Raw genomic sequence first — 14,736 nt, 5'->3', positions numbered from 1 at the left:
GGAATGATAATTTAACTATGGAGAAAGCCATTTTTACAATCAGCCTGTCTCGTTAACAATCCACTGAGAAACTGCAGATGAGCACACCCTACCCACGCACGTTTTCCCATATCGGTATTTCAGTCACAGACCTGGACAAGGCCGTAGAATTCTATACCCAGGTGCTGGGTTGGTACCTGATCATGAAGCCGACAGAAATCACTGAGGATGATTCTGCCATTGGCCTGATGTGCACCGACGTCTTTGGTGCGGGCTGGGAGCGCTTTCGTATCGCCCACCTGTCAACCGGTGACCGGATTGGCGTGGAACTGTTTGAATTCAAGAATGCAGAACAGCGCGAAAACAACTTTGAATACTGGAAGAGCGGCGTGTTCCACTTCTGTGTTCAGGATCCTGATGTAGAAGGGCTGGCTGCACGTATTGTTGAGGCTGGCGGCAAGCAGCGGATGCCGGTACGGGAATACTACCCGGGCGAGAAGCCTTACCGCATGGTTTACATGGAAGACCCGTTTGGCAACATTCTGGAAATCTACAGCCACAGCTATGAACTGACTTATAGCGCCGGCGCTTACTAAGCACCGACTGGCTGCCAGCGTTAATTATTACGGGCTGGCAGCCAGCGCTATTCTTTCGCGTTATGCAGTAGGCCTGCCCTCTTGCCCTATTTATTTCATAGTGAAATATGACACCTTCTCTAAAGCTATTCTTTTAATAATGCTCTTTTCGAAACACCCTCCTAAAATACCGTAATGCTTTGTTTGCATCGTGCTATCGGGAAGTGGAATCCTGAAATAATACTGGTCTTCTAGCACGAAGCGAGCGGCTACAGCTTTCCTCGTATGCGAATGGTACCAAACACAATGTACGACAAAGAATCAAAGCGAAGAGGCGTGGCTGATTTTGCAAAATTTCTGCTAACGCGAAAAGACAGAGGCGCCGGAATTTATGATCTTGAGTCGCTGACAGAGAGCCTGCAAGCGGAATTGTTTTCCCAATACAAACGTGAAGGCGAGATGTCCGACGGCTACATCCCATGGGTTCATTTAACGAACAAATACACCGCTGCGAGCATGAACCTCAATAACCTGGTGCCGTCATCCAGCGTGATCAGGGGGTGTCTAATGGATCATCTGGTCGAATATAACGGTAAGGATGCTTATCTTACTGCAAGCCCGAAGCCGGATGTCAAAATAAGCTCATGGGATACCCCCCGGCAGGGATTGACAGGTTATGTGCCATCCATAACGAGAACAAGCGCCATGGACGAGAAGGAATTTATTAATGCGTTTATTGTTCCCGTTGACACTAACGAATCACCCTACATAGACGGTGCGATTGCTTATGGCCAATGCAAGAACAGCAGTTTTGCCGTGGTCAAATGCAGGCTGATTGAATGCCTGATCCGGGGCGCAGCCATCTATCAAGACCTGCAGGCATCAGCACCGGATGCGTGGATAATTGCTGTTCCAACCGGCACACTCATACCCGTCGACATTGTTTATTCATCCAACTGAAAACGCTGCGACATGAAATAGCCACAAAATGACGAATAGCACGAACAGTGACAACCGGCTGACTCACAGCCACATCTCGCTACCTGGCGACCAACCTGAGACCAACCCTTCTTTCAAAACCTGGGGATTCGCTCAGTGTTGCCGGGAAGCCGGGCTCTTTGACGGAATTAGAAGGTACGATTGGTATAACAATCAACCGCCAATCTGCGCTAACTGGCGCGTGGTACCCGTGTACCCATGCTCCAGAAAGTGCCCATCCTGCTTGAAGTTCAACTGTCGGCGAATATCCGCAATCAGCGCTTCCATGTCATCATCAGACTGAAGCAACGGGCGCAAATCATAACCGCCATCCGCAAAAAGACACAGCTGCAACTGTCCCGTGGCACTGACACGCAACCGGTTACATTGACGACAAAAGTCCGGTGAATAGGGCATGATCAGACCGATTCGCCCCTGGTAATCCGGATGACAGAATTCCCGGGCGGGACCAGCATCGGCAAGACGGGTGACTTCCGTCCAGCCCCGCGCCACCAGCTGTTCACGAATCACCGATCCTGACACATGGTGCTGCTGGAAGAATTCACGGTGGTCGCCGGTTTCCATTAACTCGATAAAACGTACACTTACCGGCTGCACCTTGATCCAGTCCAGGTAGCGATCCAGATCACCGTCATTCAGTCCACGCATCAATACCGCATTGACTTTCACACCCGGCAAACCACGATCAAAAGCCTTTTGCATGCCGGCAAGAATTTCCTGCAACCGGTCATGGCCGGTAATGGCCTTGAAGGTTCGGGGATCCAGACTGTCGACACTGAGGTTCAGAGCATCCAGCCCCGCATCCAGCCAACCCTCAATGCGCTGAGGCAATTTGTAGCCATTCGTGGTCACCGCCACTTTCCGGATACCGGGTACCGACTTGATCGTACGAATAATGTCAGTGAAATCACGCCGCAACGACGGTTCCCCACCGGTCAGGCGGATTTTCTCGGTTCCCAGGCGGGCAAACGCCGTCACCAGACGACGGATTTCCGGTAACGTCAATGCGTCACCGTGGTGATGATCCTGGCAGCCATCGGGCAGACAGTAATTACAGCGGAAATTGCACAGGTCGGTGACAGACAGGCGCAAATAGGGAAACGTCCGTCCCTGGCGGTCTTGCAATACGGTCATGGAACACCTTTCCAAGATCGGGAGGCCAGAGAATTTCTTCTGTGGCCCTGGCGGCAGGTCAACAACAGCTGACAGCCACGGCTGCAAAACCCTGTACCTGTTTCAGGCATTTAGGCAGAACAGCTCGGCGCTCATTGTTATGTCTCGGACGGATGATAACGCGACTTGGACAAAAGAAGCTATCGTGAAATGACGTCAGACCAGACCGGCCTGACGCAATTTAGTATGTGCCGCATTGGCACCCTGCTGTAACCAGCCGCTGTCGCTGCCAACGGTGACCAACCGGAATCCCTTCCGAGTCATAGTCACAGCATAATCAGCGGAAAGGCAGTGCATACCAGCGGGTATGCCATAGTGCTGAGCACGAGTCAGAATATGATCGATGGCATCCAACACCGGCTGCTCATAGCAGTCCGGTGCAGGCTGACAGCCCAGCGCGTAAGAAAGATCATAGGGACCGATATAAATGCCCCCCAAACCCGGCACCTGAAGAATACGATCAAGATTTGCCAGTGCTTCGCGGGTCTCAATCATCGCAATCGGAAGAATGGTGTCATTAGCTTGCCCTGGATAATCGGGTCCATAGCAGGTTTCCGCCCGCAGCGGCCCAAAGCTCCGCTCACCGACGGGAGGATAGAAGCAGTAACGCACCAGCGCCTCGACCTCTTCCGGCGTATTGATCATCGGGCAGATAATCCCCCAGGCGCCGGCATCCAGCATTTGCATGATCTTGTCGGGCGCCAGCCAGGGAATACGCACCAGGGGAGTCGCCTCGGTCGTCGCAATCGCCTGCAGCATCGACAGCGCGGTTTCGTAGCCGATAGCACCGTGCTGCATATCAATGGTCAGTGAATCAAAGCCCTGCTGCGCGACCATCTCTGCAGTCAAGGCTGATGGTAACGTCAGCCAGCTGTTCATCACCGACTGTCCATTAGCCCAATGTTCCCGGATTCTGATGGATTTCATAATACCCTGCTCCCTTGTCCCGCCGCAGACACGCAACTTTTAGCCAGCTCATTGATCGTGTTATCGGCAAAACATAGAATTCAGCAGTGATTGCCGACATTCAAATAACGTGAACCCTAGCGACTGGCGGATAATTTTTCCGGTCTTGCCCTTCAGACCTGACCCATTACCGCTATGCTCTGCTGAATTCGCCCACGGAACCGTGCCAATGAATACACCGGTCACCGCTACCCTTATCGCATTATTGCTCAGTATTCCGGCGGCCAGCCTGGCCGAAGAAGACTCCCCCTACCCGCTTGCCGATGCCGAAATGCACTACGTCAATTTCATGCAGGAAAGTGACGGCATGGACAAGCTGTTGCATGCCATGGATCAGGCCGATGTCACCGATACCATGCTGACCGGCATGGCGGTCACCAAGAAATGGAAAGAGACGGCGCCGGAGCGACCACGCTATTACCAGGGGGATGATGGTCCGGTGTACTGGTATGCCGCCACCGATGAACTGGTGGCACGCGCCATTGAAGGATTACCCAAAGAGCAGCAGACGCGATTTCACCCTTTCCTGAGCGGCTTCAATCCGACCGATTTGAATGCGGTGGATCATATTGAACGTATGTTGCAATGGCGCCCCGGCTTCTGGCAGGGAATCGGTGAAGTCCTTACTCGTCACGATGACCTGACAGCCCTGACCGAAGGCGAGAAACCCCGAGCCAACCATCAGGCCATGCACCGTGTATACCGGCTGGCCGCCAGGCATCATCTGCCAGTCTTATTGCACGCCAACATCACGTCGGCCCGGGAGGATCGTCCGCTTTACCTGAAAGAACTCAAGGAAGCACTGACCCAGAACCCCAACACAACCTTTATCTGGGCCCATGCCGGCACCAGTGCAACCACCATGCGTCGAAATGACATGGACTTCCTTGCGCCACTGGTCAAGCAGCTGCTAAAAGATCATGACAATCTCTACATCCTGCTTTCCTGGACGGCTGAAGAAGTGATCTATAAGAAAGAGGGGGTACCAGACCCGACCTGGGTCAAGATAGTAAAACGTTATCCTGACCGTTTCATGCTGGGCTCCGACCTGGTCGGCCGCTTTGACAGCCTGCCCAAGACCATGGACGATTTCCAGCCATTCCTGGATGCCCTGCCGGAACCCGTCGCACGCAACGTCGCCAGGGAGAACTTCCTTGACCTGCTGCCTCGCAACCGATAAACAAAACCCCTGCAGAGCATCGGTTTAATTCTCCCGGTGCAGACCATACAATGCGTGGTTATTTACCCCGCCGGAACAACGATGAAGATTACGGTCAATAACCAGCCCTATCACAGCGAAGACACGCTCAGCCTGAGCCAGCTGCTTACCGATCTCGCGATAGCAGACAATGGTATTGCAGTGGCAGTTAACGAAGACATTGTCAGCCGCAGCCTGTGGGACGGTCAGACCCTGTGCGACGGAGACCGGGTCATCGTCATCAAGGCAACGGCCGGCGGCTGACGACGCTTCGCCAATACACCCAACGCTTCCACCTTTCCTATAACATCAAGTAGACCATCCATGCTGACCATTGCGGATCAAACCTTTACCTCCCGCCTGTTACTGGGCACAGGCAAATTCAACGATCGAACGACCATGGTCGATGCTGTCAAAGCCTCCGGCACCGAGCTGGTCACCATGGCCATGAAACGGGTTGATCTGGACCAGCAGGATGATGACATCCTGGAACCTTTGAAGCAGGCCTGCAATGTCCGGCTGCTGCCTAACACCTCCGGCGCCCGTACCGCAGAAGAAGCGGTCTTTGCGGCAAAACTGGCCCGCGAAGCCCTGCAGACGCCACTGCTCAAACTGGAAATCCATCCAGACCCCCGCTACCTGATGCCGGACCCGGTGGAAACCCTGAAAGCCGCGGAAGCACTGGTTAAACTGGGCTTTATTGTCTTTCCTTACGTCCATGCCGATCCGGTCATCTGCAAGCGGCTGGAAGATGTCGGCTGCGCCACTGTCATGCCATTGGCTGCTCCCATTGGCAGCAACCTGGGCATTCGCACCCGGGATTTCCTCGAGATCATCATTGAACAAAGCAGTGTGCCGGTGATTGTGGATGCCGGTATCGGCAGCCCTTCCGATGCAGCGCTGGCCATGGAAATGGGCGCCGATGCCGTACTGGTCAACAGCGCCATCGCCGTCGCCGGCGACCCGACCAGCATGGCTGATGCCTTCCGCAAGGCCGTTGAAGCCGGACGTCAGGCCTACGAAAGCGGGCTGGGCGGTCGTCGCCTGGAAGCCGCGGCCACCAGCCCCCTGACAGGATTCCTGGACCTATGAGCTTTAGCGACGTTTTCCGGCAGCTGGACTGGGAAGACCTGAAGCTGCAGATATACCAAAAAACATCGATGGATGTTCAGCGGGCGCTGCAGGCCAGAAAACGCAACCTGCAGGACTTCATGGCGCTGATTTCACCGGCCGCGGAACCGTTTCTGGAAGAAATGGCCCAGGAAAGCTACCGGTTGACCCGCCAGCGCTTTGGCAAGACAGTACAGCTGTATATTCCGCTCTACCTGTCCAACAAATGCCACAATATCTGCACCTATTGCGGCTTCAGCCTGGATAATCATATCCGGCGGGTCACGCTGTCGCAGGATCAACTGCACCGTGAAGCCCGGGCGATCCGTAAGATGGGCTTCGAACATGTCCTGCTGCTGACCGGCGAGGCACCGGGCTCAGTTGGCATGCCCTACTTCCGCGAAGCCCTCCCCCTGCTGAAGGATTATTTCGCCCATCTCAGCATGGAGGTGCAGCCGCTGGACCAGCATGAGTATGAAGAGCTGATTGGCCTGGGCATGGATGCCGTCATGATCTATCAGGAGACTTACCATCAAAGCGCTTACGCCCAATACCATCTCCGCGGCAACAAGCAGGACTTCTTCTACCGACTGGAGACAGCAGACCGACTGGGGCGCGCAGGCGTTAAAAAGATTGGCATTGGCTCATTGATCGGGCTGGAAAACTGGCGTACGGATGTCTTTTTTACAGCTGCGCACCTGGACTACCTGCAGCGGCGCTACTGGCAGACCCGGTACTCCATCTCCTTCCCCCGCCTGCGCCCCTGTGAAGGTGAGCAACAACCCCGCTCCCTGATGAATGACCGGCAACTGGTGCAATTGATCTGCGCCTGGCGTCTGTTCGCACCCGAGGTAGAACTCTCACTCTCAACCCGTGAATCGCCGGTATTCAGAAACCATGTAGTGAATCTCGGTATCACGACCATGAGTGCAGCATCTTCCACGCAACCTGGTGGCTATGCGGATCCGGAGCAGGACGCCCTGGAGCAGTTTGCGATTGATGACAATCGCTCGGCTGACGAAGTCGCTGCCATGATCAAGGAAAATAACCTGGAGGTTGTCTGGAAGGATCATGAATTAAGAGCAACTCAACTGTAATTATTAGCGTTTGAAAGGCAGGCATATCATCGAGTATCAGCCTGCCCTTACCAAAACGCAATTATAAAAATTGCCAATTAGGAGCAACCAACACGCTTCTAACAATAAGCAGCATTAAAACTAACAAAACACATGTACACACAACAAAGCTTTTTCAAGAATGAACTCTTAAAGAAGCAACAAGTCTCAGCTTCATACAATCCATGAAAACCTGATACCTTTATGCATATTCCATCAGTTACCACTGGCAATCAAAATCAAGGATCGAATAACAGCCAGAGCGAAAACCATCAGCTTCCCGCAACGATACCTGGCACAGGCCCCCATACTCCAGCCAATAGCAATAGCAATAGCAGTAGCAATGAAAGTAAGGCTGCAAGGGTTGGAAACCGGGTTTTTTCATGCGTACAAATTTGCTATCAAAAAATCATTGCTTTCGTTATAGCAATCGGTTTATTTTGTAAAAAATGCTGTTGTAACTGTTCAAGCCAACCCACCCCAATAGAGAATCGATCAGTTACAAGGCAACGAATCAGATATGCTGATTGTTATGCTTCACCTGGCGACATCCCAACTGATTCAGACGATATCATCTACTCTAATTCACACACAGATTCAGAAGCAGGATCTGACTATGAGATCGCGCCAAGCTCAAAAATATTTAAGCCATTTAAACCTACTAAAGGAGCTATTAGGCCACTGCAAGCCAATGCTGAGCCTAGGCTTGTAAGAGGCCCAACATACCAGGATGATGGGATAAAGCTATATCGAACCGAAATAGAATTCAATTATGAAGCCGCCTACTTATTCGAATCATCAGACCCAATACGTTTTTTTGATATAGTTGCAAAACTACGAACAACCTTTGCTTCAATATTAGAAAAAGATGGATCATTCATTGCCTTAAATTATATCCTTCCTCCTGCAGAAGGAAGCGATACCAAGCGCTCATTTATTACATTCCATAGAAACCCTGATAGCTTTGAAGACTACCGAAACAAATATGCCTCACTAGACATCAGCCAAAACGAGGCAGCTGCTGATGAAGAGCTTGACAAAAAACTCAGTAAAAAACAGCTCGGCCAAATATTATGGGATTTCATCCATCGTTATGATAAAGAAGCCAGAGACAAGACATTCAAAACATTTGCCTATGTCCCATACTTAGAGGGAAATTATTCATGGAGCACACACGTAAAAGCCGCATTTCTTAATCGCTGGCCACTTTATCGCCCCCTGTTTAGCTGGAAAGGTGCCGCAAAGCAAGAATACTATATTGGAGATAACAACAAATATATTGAAATAGATATAGACGTATCCTCCGGTGCCGAAGGCTATACCGGCCCTAACGATCCAAGCACCTATGTGGCACCGTTCCTTGAAGATGCACCTCACTTACGTGTAGATATCAGCCTCATTGCAGAAACACCAACATCAGAAGCCGTAGCCTTTGGCATCACCCTGGATCAACCGACTTTAGGAGTAGGATCCGGAATTGTAAATCTTGATGAAGAGGATGCTATCCCTGAAGATCAAATAGAGACACCTCAAGCTGATGATCCAGGTACAGTAACACAAGAGCCTCCCACCACTGTCACCATTGAAGATTCAGATGGGGGCAGTGAAAGCGACATCCAGCAACAGCAGCCTACTCGTTGCCTGATACAATAAGCGTGTGCAGCCTTGTCAAGCGGGTATCAATCAAGCAGGCATCCAATTCGCTGTTTCATCGATATAACCAGACACGCCCACCAGGATCACAATCGCGAAACCCAATGGGCGACACCATGAAAACAATGACCTTGCTTTTCAGACAGATGCCTGCAGCTGTTCTGCCACCGTCGGCGGAATCATCTGGTAAAGATAAGAGGCTGCCAGTGGCTTGCCATCAGCCTGCTTACGCGCCTGCCGTTCTTCCCATGCCTTCAGCCTTTTCAGGGGAATCCCGTTTTTACCGAGCTCCAGCTCCCTGACGAGATCCTTCTTGTTTTTGGTGACGATAGTGACTGTGTAACCGTCATCGGTGGGTGTGACCTTACCCACTTCAACATTGTCGTTGCCCCGCTGCAGAAGCCGCGCTTCCACCAGGGTACGGATTTCATCAGCGGTATACTCACGGTCCATCATGGCTTTGCCGTGATGTCCGGACATGCCCTTGTGATAGCCGCGACCATTACAATGGCCACCATCATTCCCACCCTGCCACGCCATGGCGGAACCCGAAGCCATGATTGCCGCCAGGGCCAGTGCTATGGTTTGTTTTTTCATACGTATCACCTTCTCATGCTGTTTGCGTTATGGGCTGGTAATGGTTCCGGTTTCTGCGTTACCGTGATTTTCCAACCCTTGACAGCAACCATTAAATCGCCACGGTGTAACCGGTTTATCCCGGGGACTGACTTTATTGTCATAAAGTGTGACAAACCGGCTTTTCTGCGACATTTTGATACAGCTTACGCCTGTCCCAACGGAATATAATGGGCACAGTTACGTAAGACAGAAGACCAATGCCATGGATCATCCGGGACGCACAGACACCTCAGGCCATATCCTGGTGGTTGACGATCACCACGAGATTCGAGACCTGCTGGGCCGTTACCTGCAGCAGCACGGTTATCGCACCAGCCTTGCCGACGGAGGACGGGCTATGCGAAACGTTCTCAAGGAAGGCGGTATTGATCTTATTGTGCTGGACCTGATGATGCCCGAGGAAGATGGCCTCAGCCTGTGTCGGCACGTCAGGGAACAGGATGGTCCTCCGATCATCATGTTGACAGCCATGGGCGAAGAGACCGACAGAATTGTCGGGCTGGAAATGGGCGCCGATGACTATGTCACCAAACCTTTCAGCCCCCGGGAACTGTTAGCCCGCATTAAGGCGGTATTACGGCGAGCACAGCGCATACCCTCTGAACCACAGCCGGAAACTGATAGTAACCGAATCTTGTTTGATCGCTGGGTGCTCGATGTTCATCAGCGCCAACTGGAAAACCGGGAAGGCGTCGTATTGCCACTGAGCACCGCAGAGCATCGCCTGTTGACCACCTTTATTCACCATCCACGCCGTGTACTGAGTCGGGATCAACTGCTGGATCTCACCAAGGGACGCGAGGCCATGCCCTTTGACCGCAGCATCGATAACCAGGTCAGCCGACTGCGCAAAAAAATCGAGGAAGACCCCCGCAACCCGACATTGATTAAAACGGTTTGGGGCGGTGGTTACCTGTTTACGCCCGAGGTCACGGAACAGTAATGGCATTTCTTAAACGACTGTGGCCATCCAGTCTGGCCGGACAAATGGTCATCGTCGTTCTTATTACGCTGGTGTCAGCCCAGGCGATCAGTCTCTGGATACTCTCCAGCGCACATCGCAACGTGATCTACGATGCCAGCGAACTGCAACTGATCCAGCGTACTATCACTCTGACGCGCTTGCTGGACGAAACGCCAGAAACCTTTCACAGCCGTATGGTCAAGGCTGCCAGCACAGCACCGGCCACGTTCTGGCTGGACAGCAACAGCCATATTCCCGAAGACGCCGAGTCCCGGCAGGACCTGCGCTTCATTGCCAAGCTCAGCCGTGAGCTGGGCGCGCCATACCGTGGCCGGGTGCGCGCCTGGTTAAGCCGCTATGGAAAACCCCATTGCATGCACCCCAGCCACCGACGGAACTCGCAAGAGTGGGCAAAAAACAGTCGTCGTACTTGCAGAAATCCTTCACACCGGCGGTTTGACTTTCACTCAGGCAAACCTGCAGCGCCTTTTGTGAATTTCTCCATCCAGCTGAATAATGGACAATGGTTAAACCTCTCTGCCAGAACGCCGTCCATTCCTCCGCTGGTCGCCCGGCAAACCGGTCTGTTTCTGCTACTCAGTGGTTTCATGCTGATGCTGGTGATTATCCTGATGGTCAGGCGCATCACCCGTCCCCTGGGAGAACTGACCCAGTCGGCCAACCGCCTGGGTCTTGGCGAAACCGTCACGACCATTGAAGAGCGGGGGCCAAAGGATATTCGTCAGACGATTCACGCATTTAATCGTATGCATGAACGTCTGCAGCGTTTTGTTGCTGATCGCACCCGTATGCTTGCAGCACTCTCACATGATTTGCGAACCCCGATTACCACGTTGAGATTGCGGATAGAGCTGCTGGAAGACTCCCCTGAAAAAGAGCGACTACTTGCGACACTGGAAGAAATGCAGGCCATGACAGAAGCGACGCTCTCTTTTGCCAGGGAAGCCGCCAAGCAGGAAGACACACGTCGTGTGGATATCAATGCCCTGACGGCCAGCATCTGTGATGACCTCGAAGAGCTTGGGATGCCAGTCACGTTCCACGAAGGTCCGGATGCAGTGCTGTCCTGCCGTCCGGTCAGCCTGACACGAGCCATTCGCAACCTGGTCGAAAATGCCGTCAAATATGGGGAATCTGCCGAGGTATCCCTCAGCCATGAAAACCGGGGCATCCGTCTGACCATCATCGACAAAGGCCCTGGCATTCCAGAAGCAATGATGGAGAAAGTGTTCGAACCCTTTTATCGCCTGGAAAATTCTCGCAATCGCGACACCGGCGGTATAGGCCTTGGGCTCGCAATTACCCGTACCATTATCCACAACCATGGGGGCAATATTGCGCTGAAGAACCTGAATCCGGGTCTTCAGGTCACTGTCACACTGCCCGGAGAATAGAAAAAACAAACATCTTCAGACACACAGAAAAACAGGGACATTATGGGGTGGATATAGCCGGCAATAGGTATTTCACCCTGCCTGGCGTGCGATATCGCCTACACCATAATCCACAGCTTTTGTGGATAAACCTGTTGTTTACTTTGGAAATTCAACGTTATCCCCCGAAACCACAAGCCTGCTGACAAACTGCTCACCATTTAAACAGATTCGTTTTATCTTCCTGCCATAGCGTTATAAACGACACTGACCCCCTGTTCATTTCTGTTCAAACACACCTATAACACGGTACAGTTTGTTACACTGACTTCGGTAAAAAACAATCATGCATAATAGCCAACTTTTACCCATAGGATTGTTATATACTTGAACATACTGCACCTAAATTCGTACCATCATCCAAAATAAGATGGGGATGCGGGTAGGCGATCAACGTTTCAGGGAAAGGCAGTCAGGACCTGCAGGTTAAGGACAGCAATCGCAGGCAACAGAAACACAATCGGGCAGTAGAATGAGCAAACAAGAAGCCATCAAAGCGCCAAGCAAGCTGGACACCGCTCTGGATGCCATACGAGCAGTCAAGGATGTCGCCAGCCTTGTTAAAGAGCGCTCTCTGCTAAACCGGGCCCCCAGGGGCGATGGCCATTCGGTCATGGTACTGCCTGGCTTTATGACCAGCGATCCCGCCACCGCATTTCTGCGCAAGCAACTCCGGAAATTCGGCTATAACGCCCAACCCTGGAAACTGGGGGTTAACCTCGGTCCTACCGGCAGTCGGGATATTGAGACACTGTTGTCTGAGCGCGTCAAAGAACTTTATCTCACATCCGGCCACCGAATCAGCCTGGTCGGCTGGAGTCTGGGCGGTGTTCTGGCCCGGGAAGTTGCCCGCAAGCATCCGGAAATGATCCGCCAGGTCATCACGCTTGCCAGCCCGATTGGTGGCTCCATGGAAAACACCAGCCTGTGGGATATCTATCTCAAGATCTTTGGTCGCAACATGAGCCGGGAAGAGATCGAAGAACGGGTAGAGAAAATCCGACACCCGGTACCCGGTGTCGCCTTTACCTCGATCTATACCAAACAGGATGGCGTGGTCGCCTGGCAGATCGCCAAGGTTGATGAGACGGAACTGTCCCAGAACATTGCCGTCGGTGCCAGCCACCTCGGCATCATCTTCAACCCCCGGGCCCTCTACGTAATGGCAGACCGGCTCGCCATGCCGGACAACCAATGGAAGCGCATGGATGAAGGCACCCTGCGCCTGCTGACCTGAAACGTCTGCATTATGTATAAATACTGGTAATAGCGACACCAGTTACTTATCATCCCTTCACGTTCAGCGACAGCCAGCACCCCCGACAGCAGGACGTTGCTTTCCAGATCCCGCTGATGCGTACGAACATTAATCCAGGTCAGCGCAAACTGCGATTGATCCGGTACGCTTCAGAGATAACAAGGTGCTTCTTACCGGGAACGACTGACCGCCATGTACCAGGTCTCACCACAAGATAATCTTTTTCTCCATATGGAGAGCAGCAGTACCCCGATGCATGTGGGCCTGCTCTGCATCTATGACCAGAAGACCAGCAAAACCGGTCAGGTCCGTTTCAAGGAAATCATACGCACCTTCAAGGCGCGCCTGCATAAACTGACGCCCTTGCGGCTGCGTACGGTCAAGGTCCCCTTTAACCTGGACTACCCCTACTGGATCGAAGATCCGGACTTCGACATTGAGTATCACCTGCGCCATATCTCACTGCCGAAACCAGGCGACTGGCGTCAACTGTGCATCCAGGTTGCACGCCTGCATGCCCGGCCACTGGATCTGAACCGCCCGCTCTGGGAAGCCACCATCATTGAAGGGCTGGACAACATTGAAGGACTGCCCAACGGGTGCTTTGCCATCCTTACCAAGGTTCACCGCGCCATACTGGACCGCGAAATAGGCGGTCAACTACTGGCAGCACTGCATGACCTTGATAGTGGCACCATGACGCAATTGCCAGATCGTCCGCTCACTGTTGAACGGGTGCCTACCAGCGTTGAACTGCTAAGCCGTGCGGCTGTCAATCGCGTCAAGATACTGGGCAGTTACGCCCATGTCGCACAAAGGTATGCACTGCCGGTCACCAAGGGGCTGTTAAAAAACTGCGCCACCCGCAAGTCCTGCATCCGCTACGCACCGCGCACCCGCTTCAATGAACGTATTTCGTACCACCGCTCGTTCGATGGCATCAGCTTCCCGCTGGATGCGATCAAGGCGATTCGTGATGCCCGTCCACAAACCCGCTTTAATGATGTCATCATCGCCATTATTGCCGGCGGTTTGCGTAGCTATCTGCGCTCCAAGGGCGAATTGCCGGATGAGTCATTGCGTGCCATATTCCCGGTGCCAGACCGTTCACCCAAGACCAACGAAAAGCGGGTACACCATTTTTCCTACGTGTTCCCGCGGCTGTTCACGGAAATCACCGATCCCCTTGAGCGCCTGGAACGCATTGCCGCCCATATGGATCGTGCCCGGAACCAGTCTACCTGGCTGGACTGGCAGATCGCTGATGATGCCGCCAAACTCTTCCCCAACACTTTGGCGGATATGTCACTGAAGGCAGCGGTCACCTATCAGACCACCCGGCATGCGCACCCACTGTTTAATACCTTTATCAGTAGCGTGGCGGGTCCCCATATACCGCTGTATCACGTTGGCGCCCGCATGGTAGCCAGTTACGGGCTGGATATGATTTACGACACTGTCGGTCTTGCCCACACGGCTTTCAGCTACAACGGTAATATTGCCATTTCAGTCACCGCCTGCCGGAATATGATGCCGGATCCAGCGTTTTACATGGAATGCCTGCAACAGTCGTTTGAAAAATTGCAACATGCGATTATGGCGGCAGAACCTGTCGAGGAAGGTGCGTAGAGCGGGAGAAAAAAAGCCGGCTGA

At 52.7% G+C, this 14,736-nt stretch carries 14 protein-coding genes and 1 riboswitch; of the genes, 11 read left to right on the top strand and 3 right to left on the bottom strand.

What is annotated here, in order from left to right; all coding sequences use genetic code 11:
- The first annotated feature begins 77 nt into the window (after positions 1-77).
- Positions 78-575 carry a lactoylglutathione lyase family protein gene (locus AC27K1_RS07465; RefSeq protein WP_487149503.1) on the top strand — a complete coding sequence of 166 codons (498 nt, stop codon included), beginning with the start codon at positions 78-80 and terminating at the stop codon, positions 573-575.
- A gap of 315 nt (positions 576-890) precedes the next feature.
- Entirely contained in the window at positions 891-1,514 is a 624-nt protein-coding gene (locus AC27K1_RS07460) for a hypothetical protein (protein WP_487149502.1), read from the top strand.
- 192 nt (positions 1,515-1,706) lie between these two features.
- On the opposite strand, the gene moaA is transcribed toward AC27K1_RS07460, so the two are convergent.
- Both moaA and AC27K1_RS07450 read right to left on the bottom strand, forming a co-directional pair.
- Positions 1,707-2,687: a GTP 3',8-cyclase MoaA gene (gene moaA / locus AC27K1_RS07455; protein WP_487149500.1), complete on the bottom strand. Its 981-nt coding sequence runs from the start codon at positions 2,685-2,687 to the stop codon at positions 1,707-1,709.
- Positions 2,676-2,829, bottom strand: a riboswitch (molybdenum cofactor riboswitch). (Overlaps the previous gene by 12 nt.)
- Positions 2,830-2,882: 53 nt before the next feature.
- Positions 2,883-3,653, bottom strand: a complete 771-nt coding sequence (locus AC27K1_RS07450) for an HpcH/HpaI aldolase family protein (protein ID WP_487149499.1) — start codon at positions 3,651-3,653, stop codon at positions 2,883-2,885.
- A gap of 208 nt (positions 3,654-3,861) precedes the next feature.
- Between AC27K1_RS07450 and AC27K1_RS07445 the strand changes: the two genes are divergently transcribed.
- The 5 genes from AC27K1_RS07445 (at position 3,862) to AC27K1_RS07425 (ending at position 8,768) form a co-directional block, all read left to right on the top strand.
- Entirely contained in the window at positions 3,862-4,872 is a 1,011-nt protein-coding gene (locus AC27K1_RS07445) for an amidohydrolase family protein (RefSeq protein ID WP_487149498.1), read from the top strand.
- Between the two features lie 81 nt (positions 4,873-4,953).
- Complete coding sequence (thiS, locus tag AC27K1_RS07440; RefSeq protein ID WP_487149496.1) at positions 4,954-5,154, top strand: sulfur carrier protein ThiS; 201 nt, start codon at positions 4,954-4,956, stop codon at positions 5,152-5,154.
- A 60-nt stretch (positions 5,155-5,214) separates the two neighbouring features.
- Positions 5,215-5,982, top strand: coding sequence for a thiazole synthase (locus AC27K1_RS07435; protein WP_487149494.1), 768 nt, complete (start codon positions 5,215-5,217; stop codon positions 5,980-5,982).
- Complete coding sequence (gene thiH, locus AC27K1_RS07430; RefSeq protein ID WP_487149493.1) at positions 5,979-7,097, top strand: 2-iminoacetate synthase ThiH; 1,119 nt, start codon at positions 5,979-5,981, stop codon at positions 7,095-7,097. The genes AC27K1_RS07435 and thiH overlap by 4 nt, the downstream gene beginning before the upstream one ends.
- 222 nt (positions 7,098-7,319) lie before the next feature.
- The gene (locus tag AC27K1_RS07425) at positions 7,320-8,768 is read left to right on the top strand and encodes an EDR2 domain-containing protein (RefSeq protein ID WP_487149492.1); all 1,449 of its coding nucleotides are present in this window, start codon (positions 7,320-7,322) and stop codon (positions 8,766-8,768) included.
- A 138-nt stretch (positions 8,769-8,906) separates the two neighbouring features.
- Here the strand turns inward: AC27K1_RS07425 and AC27K1_RS07420 are convergent, their stop codons facing one another.
- Complete coding sequence (locus AC27K1_RS07420; protein WP_487149491.1) at positions 8,907-9,365, bottom strand: hypothetical protein; 459 nt, start codon at positions 9,363-9,365, stop codon at positions 8,907-8,909.
- 244 nt (positions 9,366-9,609) lie between these two features.
- Here AC27K1_RS07420 and AC27K1_RS07415 point away from each other — a divergent pair, with 244 nt between their 5' ends.
- The 4 genes from AC27K1_RS07415 to AC27K1_RS07400 all read left to right on the top strand — a co-directional run bounded on the left by AC27K1_RS07415 (position 9,610) and on the right by AC27K1_RS07400 (position 14,712).
- Positions 9,610-10,350: a response regulator gene (locus AC27K1_RS07415; RefSeq protein ID WP_487149489.1), complete on the top strand. Its 741-nt coding sequence runs from the start codon at positions 9,610-9,612 to the stop codon at positions 10,348-10,350.
- Positions 10,350-11,786 carry a sensor histidine kinase gene (locus AC27K1_RS07410; RefSeq protein WP_487149487.1) on the top strand — a complete coding sequence of 479 codons (1,437 nt, stop codon included), beginning with the start codon at positions 10,350-10,352 and terminating at the stop codon, positions 11,784-11,786. Before AC27K1_RS07415 ends, AC27K1_RS07410 begins: the two co-directional genes overlap by 1 nt.
- A 511-nt stretch (positions 11,787-12,297) precedes the next feature.
- Positions 12,298-13,062 (top strand): hypothetical protein, encoded by a 765-nt coding sequence (locus tag AC27K1_RS07405; RefSeq protein ID WP_487149485.1) that lies wholly within the window; start codon positions 12,298-12,300, stop codon positions 13,060-13,062.
- 213 nt (positions 13,063-13,275) lie between these two features.
- Positions 13,276-14,712 carry a wax ester/triacylglycerol synthase family O-acyltransferase gene (locus AC27K1_RS07400; protein ID WP_487149483.1) on the top strand — a complete coding sequence of 479 codons (1,437 nt, stop codon included), beginning with the start codon at positions 13,276-13,278 and terminating at the stop codon, positions 14,710-14,712.
- Positions 14,713-14,736: the final 24 nt, after the last annotated feature.

Source organism: Kistimonas ophiarachnellae (assembly GCF_057552235.1).
Note: the sequence above shows the minus strand (reverse complement) of the source record. Positions and strands in the feature narration are given on the sequence as shown.